The 21,165-nt window shown below is 67.5% G+C and carries 20 protein-coding genes; 9 read left to right on the top strand and 11 right to left on the bottom strand.

Annotated elements, in window-relative coordinates; all coding sequences use genetic code 11:
- Positions 1–30: 30 nt before the first annotated feature.
- The 9 genes from CAL15_RS05080 to CAL15_RS05040 form a co-directional block, all read right to left on the bottom strand.
- Positions 31–594 (bottom strand): YSC84-related protein, encoded by a 564-nt coding sequence (locus CAL15_RS05080; protein ID WP_086077584.1) that lies wholly within the window; start codon positions 592–594, stop codon positions 31–33.
- An 83-nt stretch (positions 595–677) separates the two neighbouring features.
- Complete coding sequence (locus CAL15_RS05075; RefSeq protein WP_086077583.1) at positions 678–1,061, bottom strand: response regulator transcription factor; 384 nt, start codon at positions 1,059–1,061, stop codon at positions 678–680.
- A gap of 158 nt (positions 1,062–1,219) precedes the next feature.
- Positions 1,220–1,840, bottom strand: coding sequence for a response regulator transcription factor (locus tag CAL15_RS05070; protein WP_086077582.1), 621 nt, complete (start codon positions 1,838–1,840; stop codon positions 1,220–1,222).
- On the bottom strand, positions 1,837–3,036 hold the full coding sequence (locus CAL15_RS05065; protein WP_086077581.1) for a two-component system sensor histidine kinase NtrB: 1,200 nt from the start codon (positions 3,034–3,036) through the stop codon (positions 1,837–1,839). The genes CAL15_RS05070 and CAL15_RS05065 overlap by 4 nt, the downstream gene beginning before the upstream one ends.
- Before the next feature lie 86 nt (positions 3,037–3,122).
- Positions 3,123–3,623 (bottom strand): transporter suffix domain-containing protein, encoded by a 501-nt coding sequence (locus tag CAL15_RS05060; protein WP_086077580.1) that lies wholly within the window; start codon positions 3,621–3,623, stop codon positions 3,123–3,125.
- A 2-nt stretch (positions 3,624–3,625) separates the two neighbouring features.
- Positions 3,626–4,690, bottom strand: a complete 1,065-nt coding sequence (locus tag CAL15_RS05055; RefSeq protein ID WP_086077579.1) for a DUF2955 domain-containing protein — start codon at positions 4,688–4,690, stop codon at positions 3,626–3,628.
- A gap of 8 nt (positions 4,691–4,698) precedes the next feature.
- Positions 4,699–5,862, bottom strand: coding sequence for an HlyD family secretion protein (locus tag CAL15_RS05050; protein ID WP_086077578.1), 1,164 nt, complete (start codon positions 5,860–5,862; stop codon positions 4,699–4,701).
- Positions 5,855–7,414, bottom strand: a complete 1,560-nt coding sequence (locus CAL15_RS05045) for an efflux transporter outer membrane subunit (RefSeq protein WP_086077577.1) — start codon at positions 7,412–7,414, stop codon at positions 5,855–5,857. Before CAL15_RS05045 ends, CAL15_RS05050 begins: the two co-directional genes overlap by 8 nt.
- A gap of 337 nt (positions 7,415–7,751) precedes the next feature.
- Complete coding sequence (locus CAL15_RS05040; RefSeq protein ID WP_086077576.1) at positions 7,752–8,567, bottom strand: MBL fold metallo-hydrolase; 816 nt, start codon at positions 8,565–8,567, stop codon at positions 7,752–7,754.
- Positions 8,568–8,882: 315 nt separating this feature from the next.
- On the opposite strand from CAL15_RS05040, the gene CAL15_RS05035 reads away from it, so the two are divergent.
- A complete protein-coding gene (locus tag CAL15_RS05035) occupies positions 8,883–9,497 on the top strand; it encodes a helix-turn-helix domain-containing protein (protein ID WP_086077575.1) in 615 nt (204 codons plus the stop codon).
- 18 nt (positions 9,498–9,515) lie between these two features.
- Here the strand turns inward: CAL15_RS05035 and CAL15_RS05030 are convergent, their stop codons facing one another.
- Together CAL15_RS05030 and CAL15_RS24345 are read right to left on the bottom strand one after the other, a co-directional pair.
- Entirely contained in the window at positions 9,516–10,019 is a 504-nt protein-coding gene (locus tag CAL15_RS05030; protein WP_086077574.1) for a MarR family winged helix-turn-helix transcriptional regulator, read from the bottom strand.
- 23 nt (positions 10,020–10,042) lie between these two features.
- Entirely contained in the window at positions 10,043–10,411 is a 369-nt protein-coding gene (locus CAL15_RS24345) for a hypothetical protein (protein ID WP_157666599.1), read from the bottom strand.
- Between the two features lie 11 nt (positions 10,412–10,422).
- Here CAL15_RS24345 and CAL15_RS05025 point away from each other — a divergent pair, with 11 nt between their 5' ends.
- The 8 genes from CAL15_RS05025 to CAL15_RS04990 all read left to right on the top strand — a co-directional run bounded on the left by CAL15_RS05025 (position 10,423) and on the right by CAL15_RS04990 (position 21,162).
- Entirely contained in the window at positions 10,423–12,639 is a 2,217-nt protein-coding gene (locus tag CAL15_RS05025) for an indolepyruvate ferredoxin oxidoreductase subunit alpha (RefSeq protein ID WP_086077573.1), read from the top strand.
- 7 nt (positions 12,640–12,646) lie between these two features.
- Positions 12,647–14,191, top strand: a complete 1,545-nt coding sequence (locus CAL15_RS05020) for an indolepyruvate oxidoreductase subunit beta family protein (protein ID WP_086077572.1) — start codon at positions 12,647–12,649, stop codon at positions 14,189–14,191.
- 20 nt (positions 14,192–14,211) lie between these two features.
- Positions 14,212–15,189, top strand: a complete 978-nt coding sequence (locus tag CAL15_RS05015; RefSeq protein WP_086077571.1) for a PDR/VanB family oxidoreductase — start codon at positions 14,212–14,214, stop codon at positions 15,187–15,189.
- 8 nt (positions 15,190–15,197) lie between these two features.
- On the top strand, positions 15,198–16,538 hold the full coding sequence (locus tag CAL15_RS05010) for an aromatic ring-hydroxylating dioxygenase subunit alpha (RefSeq protein ID WP_086077570.1): 1,341 nt from the start codon (positions 15,198–15,200) through the stop codon (positions 16,536–16,538).
- Positions 16,535–17,029 carry an aromatic-ring-hydroxylating dioxygenase subunit beta gene (locus CAL15_RS05005; protein WP_086077569.1) on the top strand — a complete coding sequence of 165 codons (495 nt, stop codon included), beginning with the start codon at positions 16,535–16,537 and terminating at the stop codon, positions 17,027–17,029. Before CAL15_RS05010 ends, CAL15_RS05005 begins: the two co-directional genes overlap by 4 nt.
- Positions 17,030–17,126: 97 nt before the next feature.
- Complete coding sequence (locus CAL15_RS05000; protein WP_232468203.1) at positions 17,127–18,731, top strand: AMP-binding protein; 1,605 nt, start codon at positions 17,127–17,129, stop codon at positions 18,729–18,731.
- Complete coding sequence (locus tag CAL15_RS04995; RefSeq protein WP_086077567.1) at positions 18,728–19,924, top strand: thiolase family protein; 1,197 nt, start codon at positions 18,728–18,730, stop codon at positions 19,922–19,924. Before CAL15_RS05000 ends, CAL15_RS04995 begins: the two co-directional genes overlap by 4 nt.
- Positions 19,921–21,162 carry an SDR family NAD(P)-dependent oxidoreductase gene (locus CAL15_RS04990; protein ID WP_086077566.1) on the top strand — a complete coding sequence of 414 codons (1,242 nt, stop codon included), beginning with the start codon at positions 19,921–19,923 and terminating at the stop codon, positions 21,160–21,162. The genes CAL15_RS04995 and CAL15_RS04990 overlap by 4 nt, the downstream gene beginning before the upstream one ends.
- Positions 21,163–21,165: the final 3 nt, after the last annotated feature.

Here is a 21,165-nt window from a genome sequence, read left to right as displayed (position 1 = left end):
CGCCGATCGCGCCGCGAAGCCGTTGCCGGCTCAGTCATCACCCAGTTTGCGGATTCTCTGCCCCTGCAGTCCAAGCCCGGCCATCAGGCCTTCCTGGCCGAAGATGAACGCATACACGTCCGACTTCAATGTCGTCGTCGTCAGGGACTTGGCCACGCCGGCATCCACCACCACGATGCTCGGCCCCACGCCGACGGAGAGTCCGCCGGCGCTGGTAAGCTCGGTGATGGCAGTGTCCGTCATGAGGAACAGCGCCTGGGAATAGGCCTGCGCGCCCGCCTGCAGGCCATACGACACGCCGCGCACGCCGTAGTAGCCCGTCACCTTGCCGTTGCGATCGAACATGACGCCTCTGCCATCCTCGGCGCCGAAGATGAAGCCGGCTTTTACGACGCTGGGAAACACCAGCACTGCCTTTGCCTGGGAACGGACAGTGTGAGCGGCAGGCGTGGTGTCGAACAGATGCCTCAGCGCTTCTCGCGCTTTCGCATCCAGTTCGGGATCGCCGCCTGTGGCGACGCTCGGTCCGGACGAACAGCCCACTGCAAGCAGGAGCAGCGGAACGGCGAAGAGATTGCGCAGGAAGTTGATCATGATATGTGCTCTCAAGATGTCGTCGGGAACTGAGGCCGGATCAACCCGAAGCGGCCCGGGATTCATCGTTGCTCCATCCGGCCTCATCGGCCGGCCGGAGCGATGGCCGCGCGAACCGCCTCGATAAAGGCCACATCGTCGAACGGCTTTCGAAAATAGGCGACGGCACCCGCCTCCATGGCCCGTTCGCTTATATCTTCCCCCTCGTGGGCGGTGATGAATATCACCTGAGCTCTGCTCCCCGCCAGGCGCTGCTGCACTTCCAGCCCGTTCAGATCCGGCAGCTGTACGTCGAGCACGATGCACGCCGGGCGGTGAGACGGTGTCGAATCGAACATCCTGAGAAACTCCTTGCCGGTGGCGAAGGTCTGCGCCGCCAGCCCATTGGCACGCAGCAGCCGCTTGATGGCGCGCCCCACCGAATCATCGTCATCCACGACCGCGACATACGGCATCCACTGGTTCATGACGCATGTCTCGCTGGCGTAATCCGGGGCCCGACACATCGTTCGACGCTGAACCGAGGCTAGGGCAACGCCCGGCGTTTCGATATGGGACTATGGTCCAATGCGGAACGATCGCGGGCGAACCCTTCCCGCGCGCCGGCGTACCGCCGCGGATGCGGTCAGAGCGTGATTCCGGCCTTGTCGACGGCCCGCGCCAGCTCGACCAGCGAACGAGCCTCCATCTTCTCCATCACGCGGGCGCGATGAACCTTGACCGTCTTCTCGGCGATGCCCAGTTCGTACGCCGCCTGCTTGTTCAGTCGGCCTCGCACCAGCAACCCCAGCACCTCACGCTCGCGGCCCGTCAGGCGGGCCGCCAGATGCCGGGTCCGGTTGGCCTCCGTATCGAAGGCAAGCGCCTGCGCGGCGTTGCGCAACGCAGTGTCCACCGCGAGCAGCAAATCGTGGGCGTCCACAGGCTTGCCGAGGAAATCGGCCGCACCGGCCTTCATGGCGCGAACGACCGATGGGATGTCGCCATGCCCCGTGATGAAGATGATCGGCAATGACACGTTCGCCGCAATCAGCCTTCTCTGTAGATCCAGGCCGTCCATGCCGGGCAAATGCACATCCAGCACCAGACACGACGGAGAACCCAGGGAGGGCCGCAGTTCGAGGAACTCGATGGCCGAGTCGTAGCCCTGGACGCGATAGCCGGCAGAGCAGATCACGCGGGTCAAGGCACGGCGGGCAGCATCGTCGTCATCGACGACGAAGACAACGGGAATATCGTCTCTCATGGCTCTGGCCTGGATGGAGCGAGCGACGCCGCTTGCGCCGCTGGCAGGGTGAAGTAGAACGTCGCGCCCGGTCCCGCATTGTTCTCGGCCCAGATGCGGCCTCCGTGCATCTCCACGATGGAGCGGCTGATCGACAGCCCGAGGCCCAGCCCGTCCGGCTTCGAGGTGAAGTACGGCATGAACATCATCTCGGTGGTGTCCCTGGGCAAGCCGCGCCCACGGTCGCGCACGGCGACGCGGATCATCTCCGACCCGTCGGCCTGCGCGTCGATCTCCACCACGCGGTCTTCCGCGGGACATGCGTCCATCGCCTCGAAGGCGTTGAGCAGCACGTTCAGCATCACTTGCTGCAGCTGCACGTGGTCCCCATATACCGCGGGCAAGTCGGCGGCCGTGTCCCACTGAACCCTTATCCGGCGCGTGATGGCCTCGCTGCGGACCAGCAGCGTCGCGTCGCCCACCACCTGGGCCAGGTGGAGGGCCTTGGGCTGGAATTCGCTGCGTCTGGCCAGCACGCGTATCTTGCGCAGGACCGCAGTGGCACGATGATTGTCGTTCACCAGGTCGTCCATGATTTCGCGCAATTCCGCCAGGTCCACCGGCTCTTCGGCCAGGAAGCGCTGGGCCGCCTGCGTATTGCTCAGGATCGCCGTCAGCGGCTGGTTCAACTCGTGCGCCAGCGAGCCCGACAGATCGCCCAGCATGGAAATGCGCGTGAGGTGCGCAAGCTGCTCCCGGCTGCGACGCAGCGCATAATGCTCCGTGCGGTCGGTGATGACCATCAGCGTCTCGATTGCGCCGTCCCCAGGAAGCGGAATCACGGCAAGTTCGACAGGAAACTCCCGGCCATCCTTGCGACGCGCCGGCCTGTCTCTCGGACTGGTAAGCGCCAGCACCTTTCCCGGGCCCGACACACTCCGTGCGTCGGCGGCTTGCCTGTCCAGGTCCGGGAACAGCTTGTCCGCGTGCATGCCGACCAGTTCGTCGTCGGCATAGCCGAACAATGTTGCCGCCGCCCCATTGGCCAGCAGAATCCGATCATGGCGGTCGGCCACGACGAGGGCAACCGGCATCAGCTGCAACAGCTGCGCCGCGCCCGAGTCACGCGGATACGCCCGTTGCGGGAACTCCGGCTCTCGCGCGCGCCGCTTCGGAAGGACTGACAGGCTTGCCACGACGGCGTCTACCACACGCATTTTCACATCGGACTCCCACAAGGGTTCACTTTCAGCCAGGAACGCCGGTCAGCACGGGTCGACGACGGCTCGCGCCGGAGCGGCGCTCACGCCGTGCGTATGAACAGCGCCCTGAGCTTGCTCCAGAAGTCGCCCCCAAGGACAAAGAAGCTTGCGAGGAGCATGACGTCGCCCAGCACCTGGAGCTGCCATTTGTTCGGCCTGAGGCCGGGCCACATCTGGTCGATGTAGGGTTCGAGCAGCGACGTGAGGATCGGCACGAAGAACATGATCAGGCCGATGGTGTGGCGGGTCGGACCGACGGTCCGCGCGGGCGCGAGGCGCTTGGCATGGCCCAGGGCGATGCCCTTGAGCTGCTGGAATCCCTCCTTGCCCATGACGGCGATGCAGGTGATCAGCAGGATCTTGTTGGCAACGAAGATGGTGCCGGTCAGCGCCGCGATGCGCGATCCCGGAATGCCGAGCGCGGCGCCTATCGGAATCAGGAACCATAGCGCGAAGGCAAGAATGAAGAGACCGATGCCGCACTTGAAGCGCCAACCTCGCGATGGAGATGACTGCAATGTCGTGGTATCTGTGGTTTCCATGGCTAACTCCTCGTCGGTCGTTTGAAGGGATTTCGGCGTGACCGCCCGGCCGTGCGCGAGGGCCTGCTCTGCGGTTCGAGCCATTGCAGCATCAGGCATGCATAGAGCGAGACGGCGATGAACAGCCCCATGCGCACCGCAAAGGCTGTATGGACGTCCTTGCCGGCCAGGCTGTCCTGCACGGACTGGCCCAGCAGGATGACGAGCGTCACCAGGGCGTTCAGCCAGAAGCTGGGCGGGTGCGACGTGGGGCTCAGCCGATACAGCCTGCGACCGGCGACCAGGCCGAACAGCAGCATCCACAGGAAGAACATCCACAGGCTCACGAACAGGCTCAGCAGGCACCAGAAGAGAATCGCCAGCACCCCGCCCAGCAGGGTGGAACCAAGCAGTTCGCGGGCCGCGCCATGCGCGGCAGTGACACAGCTCTGGCGGCCCAGACTGACCGACTTCAGGATGATGGGCATGTAGCCCAGAGGATCGGTCAACGCCAGCAGGAACGCGGGAAGCACCACCAGCGCGGCGCGCAACGCGATACGGTCGGCCTCGCGCACAGGCGGAATCGGCGGCTTGGGAGGCGGCGGTGCGGCCGCCGGCTCGGGAAACAGCAGATGGCAGAACCCCAGCGCGGCGACCGCCACCAGGAGGCCCTTCGCCAGGGCCTCGACCGCCAGCGCGGCCAACGCGAAGTCGACGGTGCCCGCCGCCGAAATCATGGTCAGGCCGACGACAAGAAAAAGCGATACCAGACTGTTGCCGCCGCGCAGGCCGTAGCGAAACGCCGCGAACAGGCACACGCCGATCAGCAGCACACCGCTCAATGGGTAGTAGCGCAGCAGCGGACTGAGCAACAGGCCGCTGGCCGTGGTCAACATGACCACCAGCACCAGTCCCACGGCGGCTTTCAATGACAGGGGACTGTTCATCGACGCCAGCAACACCACCCCCAGTACCGGCGCGACCATGGGAATGGGCAGGGCCAGGCCGAAGCTGATGGCCAGGCACAGCGCCGTGCCGACCGCCAGGCGCAGCACTCGCCTGCAGCGGGGATCGGGAGTCGCAGTCATGGGCGGGTTCAGTAGGCATAGGAAAGCCAGCTCATGAAACGCATGTACACGCGGCCCAACAGATTGAGCGGATTGCCGGGACTGGGGTAAGCCATGACTTCCGCCTGGCCGCCCACGCGCACGCCGCGCAAGCTGAGCAGCTCGCCGGGATTGATTTCCACGATGACGGGAAAGCGCTGTGCGGGCCGCAGCCAGTCACGGCTGTTCGGGACGGTAGGCAGCGTGCCCGGCGCATTGCCCGGCTTCACCTCGACGCCATACCCCACGCTGCGCACCCTGCCCTCGAACACCCGGCCCGGCAGCGCATCGAGGATGATCTCCACTGGCGTGCCGGGCTCGACGTGGCCCAGGTTGTTCTCGGTCATCTCCGCGCTGATCCAGACGTCATGGATCGCGATGAGAGTCATGACAGGGTTGCCGGCCGCGGCGAACTGGCCGGTGTCGGTGCGCAGGTCGGTGATCAGCCCGGCCGAGCGCGCGCGTACCTGCGTGTTGGACAGGTCGAGCTCGGCCTTTTCCAATGCCGCGGCCGCGCTGCGCAGCTTGGCGTTGTCCTCGTCGCTGCCGCCCTCCTGCTCGCGGGCGCGTTGCACTTCGGCGCGGGCCGCCGCCACCTGGCTGACCGCCGTCGCCAGGCTCGCCCGTGCGACCTCCAGCCGGCGCAGCGAAATCGTGCCCGGATCCTCGCGATACAGGCGCTCGAGCCTGTTGCTGTCCTGGCGAGCCCTGATCTCGTTGGCTTGCGCTGCCCGCAGCGACGCCTGAGCGGAATCGATTCCCGCCGTGCCGGCGCCGATCTGCCGGCGCGTCGCCTCTAGGTCCGCGCGCGCGCGGTCCACGGCGATCCGATACTGCTCCGGGTCTACGGCGAACAGCACCGCGCCAGCCTGCACGTCCTGGTTATTCCTCACGTTGACTTGCGTCACGCGGCCGGAAACCTCGGGCGCCACGGGAACGACGTAGGCCTGCACCCGCGCCTGCTGCGTGTAGGGCGTGAGGCGGTCGGCAAACAGATACCAGGCCAGGCTCAGCACGATCGCCACGAAGACCCATCTGATTGCGGGCTTCGTGGAGTCCGCAGCTTGTGCCGCGGCCGGCGCGGCGCCGGTCGAGGCGGGCGCGGCGCCAGACGGTGCCGACGCGGCGGCCGAGGAGGATCGTGCATCACTCATCGGATCGCTCCTTTTTTCCGATAGGGATGGCGACCGAAGTCCGGGGGGCCTCCTCGGACAACAGGTCGCCCCAATCGGTGCGCTGCTGCATCTGGTCGCGGGTAGCCTCGTCGATGACAGGTTCGGCGCTGTGCCAACCGCCCCCCAGCGCCTTGTACAGGGCGATCAACTCGCTCACCGCCGTGCCGCGATTGACGACATAGATGTCCTGCTGCGAGGCCAGCGCGCGCTGCGCATCCAGTACGCGCTGGAAGTCGGTATAGCCCTCGCGGTATAGCGAATTCGCCAGCGAGAGCGACCGCTTGGCCGCCATTGCGGCGTCGTGCAGGATGCCATCCCGCTCCACGGCCTTCACCAGCCCGCTGGCCGCATCGTCGGCTTCGCGCGCGGCCTGGCGCACCGCATCCTGGTAGGACACGATCAGCTGCTGCAGCCGCGCGTCCTGGACGCGCACCTCGTTGTGGAACCGCCCCTGATCGAACACATTCCAGCTCAGCGCGGGGCCGCCCAGCAATGCAACGGTGCTCGACGTGCCCGCGAGCGACGTGGCCGACCACACGATGCTCCCCAGCACGGCCAGCGAGGGATAGAGGTTCGCTTCGGCCACGCCGACCAGTGCCGACTGCGCAGCGATGCGAAGTTCGGCGGCGCGCACGTCGGGGCGGCGCGACAGCAGCTCGGCTGGCACGTCCTGCAGGATCGCGCGGTCGATCAGCGGGATGAGCGCGGCCTTCTCCGTCATGTCGGGCAGGTCCGGCATCGGGTTGGGCGGACGTCCGATCAGCACAGCCAGCGCATTGCGCAGGCGGGTGATCTGGCCTTCGAGCTGCGGAAGCGTGCCCAGCGTGGCCAGGTACTGCGTCCGCGCCTGCTGCAGGTCAAGCTCATCGGATTCGCCGCTCTGGAACAGGCGCGTCGTGATCTCGAAGCTGCGCCGCTGGATGACGGCGTTGTCGCGCGCGATGCGCAGCCGCGCTTCGGTCGTGCGCAACGCGAAGTAGCTTTCGGCCACCTGCGCGTGCAGCAGCACCAGCACGTCCTGCCGATTGGCCTGCGCGGCGAAATACGCGGCGTCGGCCGACTCGATGGCTCGGCTGAAACGCCCCCAGAAGTCCAGCTCCCAGCCGACATCGAAACCCGCGCTGAACTGCCAGAAACTGCTGGGCCGCAGATTGCCTTCGGACGAATGCGACGATCGGTGCTGATACAGCGCATCCGCGCTGACGATACGACTCTGGGGGTAGCGCCCGCTTTGGGCGATGCCCAGCTGCGCGCGGGCCTCGAGGATCTGCAGGCCGGCGATGCGCACCCCCGCGTTGTAGGCATCGGCCTGGGCAATGAGATGTTCGAGGACGGGATCTTCGAAGACCGCCCACCATTGCCGGACATCGGGTTGCGACTGCCGCAGGCTTGCCTGTTGCAGCGGGGCCGAAGTCCAATCGTCGACCCACGCTTCGCGCTGTGGGGCGAAGTCGGGGCCGAGCTTCACGCAACCGCTGAGGCACAACACACCTGTCATCAGCAGCCGATTCGATCGATCCAGCAGCGACATGGGGTTCCAGTCCGGCCAGCAGCCTTACTGCAACGGCGCACGCCACCGCCAAATCCATCAGAGCGCAGCGTGAACACCAGGACCCGGTGTCGAGGCTATCCGGCTTCTTGTACCGGTCGCGCAAGCCCCCGGGCGGTCAAAATCGAAAGGTGCCTTTTTTTCACGAGCGGAATGCCGGGATTTCGAAAAATCGCGGACTTCGTATGCGTTTTTGATTCTATGGGCATTCGCCGCTTTCCGCCAGAAAAAAGCTCGCGCGAATCGACGGCATGGAGAGCGCCGATTCGCGCGAGCATACGCGGAAAACCCTATAAACAAGGGTTGCGCGACCCACCGGTCACAATGCGTCGAACGACAGATAGCGGTACGAACCTCCCGACTTCATCACTTTGCCTACGCCCGGAAAGTCCAGGTGCGCGCCTGCGACATAGGTGTCCGGCGCGGCGGCCAACGCCAGCATGCGCATGCGGGTCTCGCGCGCCTGGTCCTGGTTGCCGTCGAATTCCCATGTCAGTGCGGGATGATCGAACTGAATCGAAGGCACGTGCACGATGTCGCCCCAGATCAGCAACTTGCCCGCCGTGCTGCTTACCATGAAGCCGCTATGCCCAACTTCGTGGCCCGGAGCGTGAACGGACACCACGTTGTCGCTGACCGCGTGACCGTCCGCGAAGCCCTGCACGCGCGAGTGCAGGTTGGCCAGGCGCGCGCTGCCCTTGAAATGCGGCACTTCCTGCTCGGGTACCCATAGATGCTGAAGATTGGGAAGCAGATCGGAACCATCGTCGGCGACCAGGCCGGCCACGTGGTCCAGATGCGTATGCGTCAAGGCGAAGGTATCGATGCTGGCCACGTCCACGCCCGCTTCCTCCAGTGCGCGCGGCAGCAGACCCATGGTGGGATCCCACGCATTGCCCGCGCCGGCATCCACCAGAATGCGGCGCTGCCCGTCGAGAATGAGGAAGGCGTTGACCGACAAGCGCAGCTTGCCGTCCACCAATGCGACCTGCGGCGGCAGCTTTTCGAAAGGACGATCGCCGCGCTGCCGCAGTCGGCTGGGCGGCATGTCCACGTAACCGTCGCGCAAGGCCACGATGGTCAAGTCACCCAGGGCATAACGGACGAAGTTGGCGCCGGCGGCGGTTTTCTTCATGGCGGACTCCTGCGCCCGGACGGCGCGATTTGGCAAGAACGAGGCGGTGGCCGAGCAGGCGGCCAGTTTCAGCAGCTCTCGGCGACGACGGCAAGGACGTGTGTCGGAATAAGGCATGCGTGCTCTCCAAAGAAAAACTCTTGGGCGTCTGTCTTCGCCCCTGCCAAAGCCGTGGCAAGAGTCCCGGACCTGGAAGACGATATTCTTCTATAGAAGAACAAATAGCATCACGCGAGACCCGTCGCAACCCTTCAAGCGCGTCCGGTTGTGTCGAGTAGTATTTCGGCTGATCCACCCGCTCGCATCGAGAACCCCATGCCTTCGCCCCGCTCACCTTCCCCGGAAGCCGACGAACCCGCCGATGCCCTGGCCATGGAATTCGGCGCGCGGGTGCGGGCGCTGCGCGAGCAGGCCCGGCTGACGCTCGAGGCGTTGTCCGACCGATCGGGCGTCAGCAGGGCGATGCTTTCGAAGGTGGAACGGGGCGAGAAGAGCCCGACCATCGGCGTGGCCAAGCGCATCGCTTCGGCCCTGGGCGCTACGCTCAGCGACCTGATGGGCGGCAACGACAAGCGGCAGGCGACGGCGCTCGTGCGCCGCACGCAGCGCCTGGTCTTTCGCGATGGCGAAACGGGTTTCGAACGCCATCTGCTCTCGCCTTCGATGGCCGGCGCGGTGGTGGAGATTCTGCAACACTACCTGCCCGCCGGCGTCACCACCGGCATGCTCCCCGCCATGCCATCCGGCGTGGACAAGCACGTGATCGCATTGGAAGGCCGGGTCACGGTCGTGCTGCCGAGCGGACGCCTGGAACTGGCGGACGGCGACACCCTGTTCTTCGAGGCGGACGTGGAGCACGCGTTCGAGAACGCGTCACGCGAGCCCTGCACCTACTACTTAGTCATATCGAGACGGCCGCCGCATGCCTAGCCGCTTCAGGAGGCGTGATCACGCCTGCTCGTCGTCGGCAGGCTCGTAAGGCGTGCCCATCAGCGCGCGCAGCATCTCCATCAGTTGCGCCGCGCGCTCGTGGCCGAACGGCCGCAGCACCGCTTCCTGGTGCGCCAGCGCGTCCTCGCACAGTCGTCCCACCAGTGAGTGACCCTTCGACGTAATGCGCACGCGCGTCTGACGCCGGTCGCTGCGCACGCCGGTGCGCGCAAGCAGGCCCTCCGCCTCCAATCGCTGCACCACCTTGCTCAACGTCGGCTGCTTGGTCAACGCCAGCGCGGCCAGCGACCCGATGGTCTCGCCCGGGCTGCCTTCCAGGCTGGCCAGCACCCTCCACTCGGTAACGGACAGTCCCGCCGCCTTGGCCTGGCGATGGAACTCGGCCGAGATGCGATGGCTGGCCTGCGCAAGCAGATAGGCCAGATAGTTGTCGACGAAACGCGTCGAGGGCTCTGGCGGGCCGGCCGCGGACGCGGCGGCAATGACGGGGTTCTTCTTCATGGGTCCTTCATGCGTTGTGCCGATCATACGTCGGCCTGGAAGCGCCATGACGCGGTCATCCCGCCGTGTGGCCGACGGCCCGCGCACCGGCCCGGTGCCGCCATGTAGCGGCATGCACCAAAGCACGCCGCATTGCTGTCGCGCAGCATAGGGTTAGCCCTGACAACCAAGCGATATCGCACCAAACCCAGGCATGCGGACCGCGGGAATGCACAGGAGAACGAGTATATACATCCTTGTTTTAGCGTGATATTTTTTTGAATCAATGAAAATTCATATTTTTTGTTGACATCTAAAAAGTCGACTTCTAAAGTACTTTCGCGAGCTGACAAAAACGGGATGTGCGTGTTGCCGCGCAACATCCCACGACAGGCCGGCAGGCTTGCGATCAAGGGGTTTCTCGATGGCGGAAAGGTCGTTCAAGAACGAAGTCCAGCAGTTGCGCATCGGCGCGGGCGAAGAGTTCCGCGGCGAGGGCATTCTTGCCGTCACCAAGGCGCTGCTGCAGTCCGGGGTCGGCTATGTCGCCGGCTACCAGGGTTCCCCCATCTCGCATCTGATGGACGTGCTGGCGGACGCCAACGACATCCTGCAGGAACTGGGCGTGCACTTCGAAGCCAGCGCGTCGGAAGCCACCGCGGCGGCCACGCTGGCCGCCTCCGTCATGTATCCCATACGCGGCGCCGTCACCTGGAAGTCCACGGTGGGCACCAACGTTGCGTCGGACGCGCTGGCCAACCTGGCCTCGGGCGGCGTCACTGGCGGCGCACTGGTGATCGTGGGCGAAGACTACGGCGAGGGCTCGTCCATCATGCAGGAGCGCTCGCATGCCTTCGCGATGAAGTCACAGATCTGGCTGCTCGATCCCCGGCCCAATCTCGAGAGCATGGTGCAGGCCGTCGAGGACGGCTTCGCCCTGTCCGAAGCCAGCAAGACCCCGGTGATGCTGCAGCTGCGCATCCGCGGCTGCCACGTGCACGGTCGCTTCATCGCCAAGGACAACAAGCGGCCGGCCTACACCCTGACCCAGGCGCTCGAGGCGCCGCAGCGCGACACCTCCCGCATCGTGCTGCCGCCCGCCTCGTTCCTGCACGAGCAGGAGAAGATCAAGGAACGCTGGCCCGCGGCCATCTCGTTCATCAAGGAGCGCAAGCTCAATGAGCAATTCGACGGCGAGCGGCACGACGCCGGGCTGATCCTGCAGGGGGGCCTGTACAACGGCGTGATCCGCGCGCTGCAGCTGCAGGGGCTGGCCGACCATTTCGGCAACAGCCGCATCCCGCTGTACGTGATGAATGTCACGTACCCCGTGATCGAGGACGAGGTGCTGGACTTCTGCCGCGGCAAGCGCGCGGTGCTGCTGATCGAGGAAGGACAGCCCGACTATATCGAACAGAACCTGCACGCCGTGCTGCGCCGCGCGGGCGCTACGACGCACCTGTCCGGCAAGGATGTGCTGCCCATGGCGGGCGAGTACACCACGCAGGTCATGCGCGACGGCATCCGGCGCTTCCTGCTGCAACACGACGCCGAGGCCCTGGCCACCCATGCCGCCGCCGCCGCGGACGCGCAGGGACAGAATCAGCTTGAGATCACCGAGGTAACGCGCCCCCGCGCGCCCGCTGTCGAGAAACCGCTGACCTTCACGCGTCACGCCGCGGAGCTTGCCAGCGTGGTGCCTCCGCGGCCCGCGGGCTTCTGTACGGGCTGTCCCGAGCGTCCCATCTTCTCGGCCCTGACCCTGGCGCAGGAGAAACTGGGCCAGCACCACATTTCGTGCGACATCGGCTGCCATCTGTTCTCGATACTGCCGCCCTTCAACCTGGGCGCCACCACCATGGGCTACGGCCTGGGCGCATCGAGCGCGGCGGCATTCAACGTGCCGGCCGCCAAGCGGCCGATATCCATCATGGGCGACGGCGGCTTCTGGCACAACGGCCTCGCGTCGGGCATCGGCAACGCCGTATTCAACAAGTACGACGGCGTGATCGTCATCGTCGACAACTACTATTCCTCGGCCACCGGCGGGCAGGACATCCTGTCGTCGCGCGCCGAGAATCCGGACCGCTCCACGAACAACCCTATCGATGCCGCCGTGCGCGGCGTGGGCGTGAAATGGGTGCGCACGATAGACCGCACTTACGACGTCGCGCGCGTGCGCGCCGTGCTCGAAGAGGCGCTGACCACCGACGAGGGCGGACCGAAGGTCATCATCGCGCAGTCGGAATGCATGCTTAACAAGCAGCGGCGCATCAAGCCGCTGTTCAACCGGGCGGTGAAGGAAGGCAGGCGCGTGGTGAAGGAACGCTTCGGCGTCGACCCCGACGTCTGCACGGGCGACCACGCCTGTATCCGGCTCTCGGGTTGCCCTTCGCTGTCGGTGAAGGACAGCGGCGATCCCCTCAAGCCCGATCCCGTGGCGCACGTCGACAGCAGCTGCGTGGGCTGCGGCAATTGCGGGGAAGTGGCCGACGCGGCCGTGCTGTGCCCCTCGTTCTACCGGGCCGACATCGTGCACAACCCTACGACGGGCGACCGGCTGGTAGCTCGGCTTCGCAATGGGGTGATCGGTTTCCTGCAGCGCCGCCGGGCCGCCCGGCTCGACCGCCATGCCCTGTGAGCGCGCGATGAGCCGATCCGAACTTGCGCCCGCGCAGCCCATCAAGATCGCCATCCTGGCCATGGGAGGCCAGGGCGGCGGCGTGCTGGCCGACTGGATCGTCGATCTGGCCGAGCACGACGGATGGTGGGCGCAGACCACCTCGGTGCCCGGCGTGGCGCAGCGCACCGGCGCCACCATCTACTACCTCGAGCTGCTGCCCGAGACCGAGGTGGCGCGCGCTGGCCGCCAGCCCACGCTGGCGCTCATGCCCACGCCGGGCGACGTGGACCTGGTGGTGGCGGCCGAACTGATGGAAGGCGGACGCGCCATCACGCGCGGACTGGTCACGCCCGATCGCACGACCCTGATCAGTTCATCGCATCGCAGCTACGCGGTCAGCGAGAAATCGGCGCCCGGCAATGGCATCGCGGACCCGAACAAAGTACTGCAAGCCGGCCGCGACAGCGCGCGCCGCTTCCTGTGCTTCGACCTGCAAGAGCTTGCCGACCGCAACGGCAGCGTGATCAGCGCCAGTCTGTTCGGCGCGATCGCGGGCAGCGGCGCCCTGCCCTTTGCGCGCGAGGCCTTCGAGGCCACCATCGAACGCGCGGGCGTGGGCGTGCAGGCCAGCCTTCGGGCGTTCGCCGCCGGCCATGCGGCCGCCAGCCAGGCGCCGGCGCAGCCCGCTCCCATCGTCGCGCCCGACCATCTGACCCAGGTGCCGGAGCGCGCCGCATCCCCGGCGGCCCAGGCCTTGCTGGACCGCGTGCGGCGCGATTTTCCCATCGCCGCGCAGCCCATGATGGTGGCGGCGCTGCGCCGCCTGATCGACTACCAGGACCCCGCCTATGCCGGCGAGTACCTGGACCACATGGACAAGCTGGCGGCGCTGGACCGCGCGCACGGCGGCGAGGCCGCGGGCTGGGCCCTGACCCGTGCCGCCGCGCAGCACGTGGCGGTGGCCATGGCCTACGACGACGTGATCCGCGTGGCCGACCTGAAGACCCGCGGCAGCCGCGCCGCGCGCGTGCGCGCCGAGGTCGGCGCGAAGCCGGATCAGCTGGTCTACACCACCGAGTTCGTGCATCCCCGGCTGGAAGAGATATGCGGCACCCTGCCCGTGCGGCTGGGCAGATGGCTGGAGCACTCCGCCGCCTTCGGCGGCTTCGTGCAGAAGCGGCTGGTGCGGGGCAAGCGCATGCGGCTGGGCACGCTGGGCGGGTTCCTGGCGTTCTATGGCCTGGCGGGCATGCGGCGCTTTCGCCGCTCGCTGCTGCGCCACCAGGTCGAGGCGCAGGCGCTGCGTTCGTGGCTCGATCTGATCGCCCGCATCGCCCCTGTCGACTACGCGCTGGCGGTGGAAGTCACGCTGTGCCGGCGCCTGGTCAAGGGCTACAGCGACACCCATGCCCGCGGCGAAAGCAAGTACCGCACGCTGCTGGACGCGGCCGTGCGCCTGCTCGGCCAGCCGGACGCCGCCGCCCGCCTGCGTGAGCTGCGCGAACTGGCGCTGGCCGACGCCAGCTGCGCGCCGCTGGAACGCCGCGCCGCCGAACACCTACCCGCCTGACACCGGAATCGAGACATATCGTGGCCCCGCTGACTCTCGTCGTACGCGACATCCGCCAGGAATCTCCACAGATCCGCTCGGTAAGCCTGGAGCGGGCCGACGGCGGCGCATTGCCAGCCTTCGGTCCGGGCGCGCACCTGAAGGTCGCCATTCCCGGTCTGGCCGAACCGCGCTGCTACTCGCTGGTGGCCACCGAGGGGCAGGCCGGCGATTTTGCCGCCCCCGCCCGCTATCGCCTGGGCATCCGCCTGGAAGATGACAGCCAGGGCGGATCGCGCCACATGCATGCGCTTGTCGTGGGCGATGAGATCCAGGCCGAAGGCCCGAAGAATGATTTCCCGCTGCACGAAGCGCCGGCTGGCGAACCCCCGGTCGTGCTGCTGGCCGGCGGCATCGGCATCACCCCCATCGCCGCGATGGCGACCGCGCTGTCGGCCGCGGGCCGCGCCTACACGCTGCACTACACCGGCCGCAGCCGCACGCAGCTGGCGTTCGCCGACGAACTGGCGGCCCTGGCGGGCCCGTCGCTGCGGCTGTACGCCGACGACGAGCCCGGCTCGGCTTTCGACCTGGACGCCATGCTGGCCGCCAGCACGCCGCAACAGCACCTTTACGTATGCGGGCCCAAAGGCCTGATCGACGCGGCGATCGCGCGCGCCGCCGAGCGCGGCTGGCCGCCCGCCCACGTCCATTTCGAGTTGTTCACCACCGCGGCGCTGCAGGCCGGCGACCAGGCCTTCGAAGTGGAGCTGCGGCAGTCGGGACAGACATTCACGGTGCCCGCCGACAAGACGATTCTCGAGGTGCTCGAAGCAGCCGGCTGCGATCCGCTGTACGACTGCAAGCGCGGCGAGTGCGGCGTGTGCCAGGCGACGGTGCTCGAAGGCGAACCCGATCACCGCGACTACTACCTGTCGGACGCCGAAAAGGCCGCCGGCAACGTCATCCAGATATGCATCTCGCGGGCCAGGTCGCCCCGGCTGGTGCTGGACCTGTAGAGGCAGACATGGCCAATCCTCCCCATACCGCTTACCGCGACAACCCCGACGCCGTGCGCGCCCTGGTGCGCGAGACCGAGGTGCACAAAGACCTGTTCACCAGCCCGGAGCTGTTCGACCTGGAAATGGAGCATCTCTTCGCGGCCACCTGGATCTATGTGGGCCACGAGTCGCAGGTTCCGAATCCGGGCGACTACATCACCACCACCGTGGGGCTGCAGCCCGTGGTCATGGTGCGCCACACCGACAAGACCGTGCGCGTGCTGTACAACCGCTGTCCGCACAAGGGCACCATGGTGGCGGGCGACGCCTGCGGCAATACCGGCAAGTTCTTCCGCTGTCCCTACCATGCCTGGACCTTCAAGACCGACGGCAGCCTCCTGTCCATTCCGCTGAAGAAAGGCTACGACCCCGAGGTGCTGTCGTCGTGCGAGGCCAGCCGCGGCATGGCGGCGGTGGGCGCGGTCGAGAACTATCGCGGCTTCGTGTTCTGCCGCCTGAACGCCGAAGGCCAGGACTTCGCCGGCTTCTTCGGCGAGTCGCTGACCACGCTGGACAACATGGTGGACCGCTCGCCCGAAGGCAGGCTGGAAGTAGCGGGCGGCGTGTTCCGCTACGTGCATCGCTGCAACTGGAAGATGCTGGTCGACAACCAGACCGACACGTGCCACCCGATGGTGGCGCACGAGTCCTCGGCCGGCACCGCGGTGAAGGTATGGGAATCGGCCCCCGCGGGCACGCCCAAGCCCATGGCCGTGGAGCTGTTCGCGCCGTTCATCTCCCCCTACGAGTTCTTCGAGAACATGGGCATACGCGTATGGGAGAACGGCCACGGCCACACGGGCGTGTCCGATTCCATCCACGCGGCCTATTCCGCCATTCCGGGCTACTGGGACGCCATGGTGTCGGCCTACGGCGAAGAGCGGGCGCACGCCATCCTGGGCGAGGTGCGGCACAACACCGTGTACTTCCCCAACATCATGGTGAAGGGGCCCATCCAGACGCTGCGCGTCTTCAAGCCGCTGGCCGCGGACCGCACGCTGGTCGAGTCCTGGACCTTCCGCCTGGTGGGCGCACCCGACCTGCTGCTGGAACGCACTCTCATGTACAACCGGCTGATCAACGCGCCCACTTCGGTGGTGGGCCACGACGACCTCGAGATGTACGAGCGGGCGCAGCAGGGCCTGGCCGCGCGCGCGCGCGACTGGGTCAACGTGGCCAGGCTGTACGAGCCCGGCGAGGCCGGACAGCGCAACGTGGTGACCAACGGCACCAATGAGTGGCAGATGCGCAACCAGTATCGCGCGTGGGCGCGCTACCTGACCGACAGCATGGAGGCGCGCGCATGAACGCCTCGCTCGACCAACGCCTGATCGACTTTGTCTACGCCGAGGCGCGCATGCTGGACGAACAGCGCTTCGAGGATTGGCTTTCCCTGTACGCCGAGGACGGCCACTACTGGATGCCGCTGGCGCACGATCAGCAGGACGCCCGGCTGCATGCCTCGCTGATGTACGAAGACGTGTTGCTGCTGCGCGTGCGCGTCGAGCGTCTGCAGGGCAACCGCACCTACTCGCAGCAGCCGCGCAGTCGTTCCCACCATCTGCTGCAGGCGCCTGTCATCGAACGCAACCACCCCGAGCATGCGCCCGACCAGGGCCGCTACGTGGTGCGCACCGCCTTTCATTACGTGGAGGCGCGCCAGGACGAGCAGACGCTGTATGCCGGCTGGGCCACGCATCACCTGGTGGAGCAGGACGGCGCGCTGCGCATCCGGTTGAAGCGCGTGGACCTGGTGAACTGCGATGCCGCTTTCGGCAACATCCAATTGTTCATGTAAGGGACGCGGCATGAACTCCTTGCACACTTCCGCGGCCACCTCACACGGCAATGCTCCGCAAGACGCCACCTCGGACGAAACGGTATACCGCGCCTTCATGGAAAGCGCGCGGCGGTGGCCTCGCCACGCCTTCGTCAGCGTGCTGCCTGAAACCGCCGGCATCTATGGCATTGAAGCCGGCGACCTGACCTATGCCGATGCGGCCGCGCGCATCGAGGTCCTGCGCGCCTCGTACGCGGCGGCCGGCTACGGCCACGGCCATCGGGCCGGCCTGCTGCTGGAGAACCGGCCGGCCTTTTTCCTGCACTGGTTCGCGCTGAACGCGCTGGGCGTGTCGGTGGTGCCCATCAATCAGGACCTGCGCGCCGCGGAACTCGAGTACCTGACGGGCCATTCCGAGATCGTGCTGGCCGTGGCCCTGCCGCCTCGCCACGACGACTTGCGCGCCGCGGCGGCGCGCGCCGGCCGCGAGCTGGTGGTGATGGGCCCTGACGATGCCATCCCGCCCGCCCCCTCTGCGGCACCGCTTGCCGGCCAGCCGGTGGGCGAACTGTCGGAATGCGCGCTGCTGTACACCTCGGGCACGACCGGCAGGCCCAAAGGCTGCATCCTGCCCAACCGCTACTTCCTGCACGCCGGGCGCTGGTACGCGGGCGCGGGCGGCCTGGCCACGCTGCAGCCCGGCGCCGAACGCATGCTGACGCCGCTGCCGCTGGTGCACATGAACGCCATGGCCTATTCCGCCATGGCCATGGTGCTGACCGGCGGCTGCCTGATCACGCTGGACCGTTTCCATCCGCGCACGTGGTGGGACAGCGTGCGCGAATCGCGCGCCACCGTGCTGCACTATCTGGGCGTGATGCCGGCCATGTTGATGAAGGCCCCGGCCGTGGTCGCCGACCGCGAGCATGCTGTGCGCTTCGGCTTCGGCGCGGGCGTCGAGCGCGGGCTGCACCAGCCCTTCGAGGAACGCTTCGGCTTTCCGCTGCTCGAGGCCTGGGCCATGACCGAGACCGGCGCCGGCGCGGTGGTGATCGCCAACGAAGAACCGCGCCACATCGGCACGAACTGCTTCGGCCGCGAAAGGGATGACGTGCAGGTACGCATCGTCGCCGACGACGGCAGAGAGGCCGGCGCGGGCGAGCCCGGCGAACTGCTGGTGCGCCATGCCGGCGACGATCCGCGCTACGGCTTCTTCGCCGGCTACCTGAAGGACGCCGAGGCCACGGACGCGGCCTGGGCGGGCGGCTGGTTCCACACCGGCGACATCGTGCGGCGCGACGCCGACGGGGCACTGCGCTTCGTCGACCGCAAGAAGAACGTCATCCGGCGCAGCGGCGAGAACATCTCCGCCGTCGAGGTCGAGGCCGTGCTGCTGCGCCATCCCTTGGTGAAATCGGCCGCCGTGGCGGCCGTGCCGGACCCGGTGCGAGGCGACGAAGTGCTGGCCTGCGTGGTGGCCGAGTCCGAACCCGCCGACGCGGCCGGCCGGATAGCGGCCGCGCACGACATGATGCGCTGGTGCCTCGAGCAGCTGGCCTACTACAAGGCCCCCGGCTACGTCGCCTTCGTGGACGCGCTGCCGCTGACCGCCACCAACAAGATCCAGCGCGGCGAGATGAAGGCCTGGGCGCCGACCCTGCCCGGCAGCGACCGCTGCATCGACACCCGCGCCCTGAAAAAGCGTCAGGAGCCGGCGTGAGCGCGGCTGACCTTCCAAAGGGCGCATCCTCCCGCCGCGGCTACGAAGGCGTGGCGGCCACAGTTCCCGTGTCCATCCCCTATGTGCGCTACAGCACGCACGCGGCGCACTGGTGGCTGGGACGCGCGCTGGCGCAACTGATCCAGGCCGCAGGCCTGCGCAAGCACGACGTCGACGGCGTGTGCGTGTCCAGTTTCACGCTAGCGCCCGACACCGCCGTCGGCCTGATGCAGCACCTGGGCATGCAGCCGCGCTGGCTGGACCACATTCCCATGGGCGGCGCCAGCGGCGTGGTGGCGCTGCGCCGCGCGGCAAGGGCCGTGCAGGCGGGCGACGCCGATGTCGTGGCGTGTTTGGCCGGCGACACCAACCACGTGGACTCCTTTCGCAACACCGTCAGCCAGTTCTCGCGTTTCGCTCAGGACGGCGTATACCCCTATGGCGCGGGCGGCCCCAACGCCAGCTTCGCCATGCTGACCGACCACTACATGCGCGCCAGCGGCGCCACGCGCGCCGACTTCGGCAAGCTGTGCGTGGCCCAGCGCGACAACGCGCTGCGTTATCCGCACGCGTTGATGAAGAAGCCGCTGACGCTGGACCAATACCTGGATGCGCGCGAGATCGCCAGCCCCATCCACCTGTTCGACTGCGTGATGCCCTGCGCGGGCGCCGACGCCTTCCTGGTGATGAGCGAGGACCGCGCCCGCGCGCTGGACCTGCCGTATGCGCGCGTCCTGGGCGCCATCGAACGCCACAACGCGTGGAGCGAAGATCCCATCCAGACGCGCGGCGGCTGGACCCTGGACGCCGACGAGCTGTACGCCCAGGCCGGTCGCGGCCCCGCCGATGTGGACGTGATGCAGGCCTACGACGACTATCCGGTGATCAACCTGATGCAGATCGAGGACCTGGGTTTCTGCGCCAAGAACGAAGGACCCGCGTTCGTGCGGCGCCACACCTTCACGGTGGACGGCAGCTTTCCGTTCAACACCAATGGCGGCCAGCTGTCGGTGGGCCAGGCCGGCGCGGCAGGCGGGTACCTGGGCATGGTCGAGGCGCTGCGGCAGCTGGTGGGCCAGGCCGGCGGCACGCAGGTCGCCGGGGCGCGCACCGCTCTGGTCAGCGGTTTCGGCATGATCAACTACGACCGCGGCCTGTGCACCGGCGCGGCGCTGCTTGGAGGCGCGGCATGACCGAACCGCTCCAGCGTCCTCTCCGCAAGGACCCGGTGGCGCGCACGCGCCAGCCCACCCTGCCGCCCGGCGCGCGCAGCCGCGCCGCGCTGGGCCTGACCGCCGCCGCCGCCGTCGGCCGGTTCCGCCTGCAGGTCTGTGCCGCCTGCGGCACGGTGCAGTACCCGCCGCGCGAAGTCTGCGTCGACTGCCTGCATCACGAACTGCCGTGGCAAGAGGTCTCGCCGCGCGGCACCCTGATCGCCCGCACCATCCTGCAGCACAGCAACGACCTGTACTTCCGCGAACGCCTGCCCTGGCACGTCGGCACCGTAGTGATGGATGCCGGCCCCAGCGTGGTGGCCCACCTGCACCAGGACTGCCTGGACGGCGGGCCCGTGCGCCTGGCCCTGAAACTCGATCGCAGCGGCCAGGCCGTGATGATCGCCCTGCCGCCCGAGGATACGCCCCACATGGAAGACGACAAGACCCTGCGCGAAACCTCGTGCACGCCGAAGCTGCGCCGCGTGCTGGTCACCGACGGCAAGTCCGCCGTGGGCAGCGCGCTGGTGCCGGCGCTGCTGCAGGCGGGCGCCACGCACGTATTCGTGGGCGATCCCCAGGTGTGGCGCCATGACCCGGCCTTTCAACAGCTGTGCCGGGACGAGCGCGTCAGCGCGCTGCCGCTGGACGTGACCGACACCGACGCGGTGGAGCGCGCGGCCGCGTCGATCGGCGGCAAGGTCGACATCCTCGTCAACACCGCCGACTACGAGCGCGAAGGCGGCCTGCTGGGCACGCGCGACGTGAACCGCGCGCGCGACGCGCTGGACGTCAACTGCCTGGGCCTGATGCGCCTGGCGCAGTCCTTCGGCCCTGCCATGGCCGGCCGCGCCTCCGACGGCGTCAACAATGCCTGCGCCTGGGTCAACGTGCTCAGCATCTACGCGCAGATGAACCTGCCCGGGCGCGGCGTGTGGTCGGCCAGCAAGGCGGCCGCGCTGTCGCTGGCGCAATGCCTGCGCGCCGAGCTCCGGTCCGCCGGCGTGCGCGTGGTCAACGTGTTCCCGGGCCCCGTCGACCATGAATGGGAGCAGCGCACCCCGCCGCCGCTAGTCGCCCCCAAGGCCATCGCCGCGGCCATCGTGCGTGCGCTGCAAGCCGGCATCGAGGACGTGTACGTGGGCGACGTCGCCGAGGAGTTCCAGGCCCGGCTGGCCGACAACCCCAAGGGACTGGAGCGCGAGCTGGGCGCCTGAGCC

Origin of the sequence: Bordetella genomosp. 13 (assembly GCF_002119665.1) — a bacterium.
Lineage (GTDB): Bacteria > Pseudomonadota > Gammaproteobacteria > Burkholderiales > Burkholderiaceae_B > Bordetella.
Note: the sequence above shows the minus strand (reverse complement) of the source record. Positions and strands in the feature narration are given on the sequence as shown.

Excerpts from the sequence above, each read along its gene's own strand:
- CAL15_RS05080 (WP_086077584.1), bottom strand. The coding sequence starts at position 594 with ATGATCAACTTCCTGCGCAATCTCTTCGCCGTTCCGCTGCTCCTGCTT.
- CAL15_RS05075 (WP_086077583.1), bottom strand. The coding sequence starts at position 1,061 with ATGAACCAGTGGATGCCGTATGTCGCGGTCGTGGATGACGATGATTCG.
- CAL15_RS05070 (WP_086077582.1), bottom strand. The coding sequence starts at position 1,840 with ATGAGAGACGATATTCCCGTTGTCTTCGTCGTCGATGACGACGATGCT.
- CAL15_RS05065 (WP_086077581.1), bottom strand. The coding sequence starts at position 3,036 with ATGCGTGTGGTAGACGCCGTCGTGGCAAGCCTGTCAGTCCTTCCGAAG.
- CAL15_RS05060 (WP_086077580.1), bottom strand. The coding sequence starts at position 3,623 with ATGGAAACCACAGATACCACGACATTGCAGTCATCTCCATCGCGAGGT.
- CAL15_RS05055 (WP_086077579.1), bottom strand. The coding sequence starts at position 4,690 with ATGACTGCGACTCCCGATCCCCGCTGCAGGCGAGTGCTGCGCCTGGCG.
- CAL15_RS05050 (WP_086077578.1), bottom strand. The coding sequence starts at position 5,862 with ATGAGTGATGCACGATCCTCCTCGGCCGCCGCGTCGGCACCGTCTGGC.
- CAL15_RS05045 (WP_086077577.1), bottom strand. The coding sequence starts at position 7,414 with ATGTCGCTGCTGGATCGATCGAATCGGCTGCTGATGACAGGTGTGTTG.
- CAL15_RS05040 (WP_086077576.1), bottom strand. The coding sequence starts at position 8,567 with ATGAAGAAAACCGCCGCCGGCGCCAACTTCGTCCGTTATGCCCTGGGT.
- CAL15_RS05035 (WP_086077575.1), top strand. The coding sequence starts at position 8,883 with ATGCCTTCGCCCCGCTCACCTTCCCCGGAAGCCGACGAACCCGCCGAT.
- CAL15_RS05030 (WP_086077574.1), bottom strand. The coding sequence starts at position 10,019 with ATGAAGAAGAACCCCGTCATTGCCGCCGCGTCCGCGGCCGGCCCGCCA.
- CAL15_RS05025 (WP_086077573.1), top strand. The coding sequence starts at position 10,423 with ATGGCGGAAAGGTCGTTCAAGAACGAAGTCCAGCAGTTGCGCATCGGC.
- CAL15_RS05020 (WP_086077572.1), top strand. The coding sequence starts at position 12,647 with ATGAGCCGATCCGAACTTGCGCCCGCGCAGCCCATCAAGATCGCCATC.
- CAL15_RS05010 (WP_086077570.1), top strand. The coding sequence starts at position 15,198 with ATGGCCAATCCTCCCCATACCGCTTACCGCGACAACCCCGACGCCGTG.
- CAL15_RS05005 (WP_086077569.1), top strand. The coding sequence starts at position 16,535 with ATGAACGCCTCGCTCGACCAACGCCTGATCGACTTTGTCTACGCCGAG.
- CAL15_RS05000 (WP_232468203.1), top strand. The coding sequence starts at position 17,127 with ATGGAAAGCGCGCGGCGGTGGCCTCGCCACGCCTTCGTCAGCGTGCTG.
- CAL15_RS04990 (WP_086077566.1), top strand. The coding sequence starts at position 19,921 with ATGACCGAACCGCTCCAGCGTCCTCTCCGCAAGGACCCGGTGGCGCGC.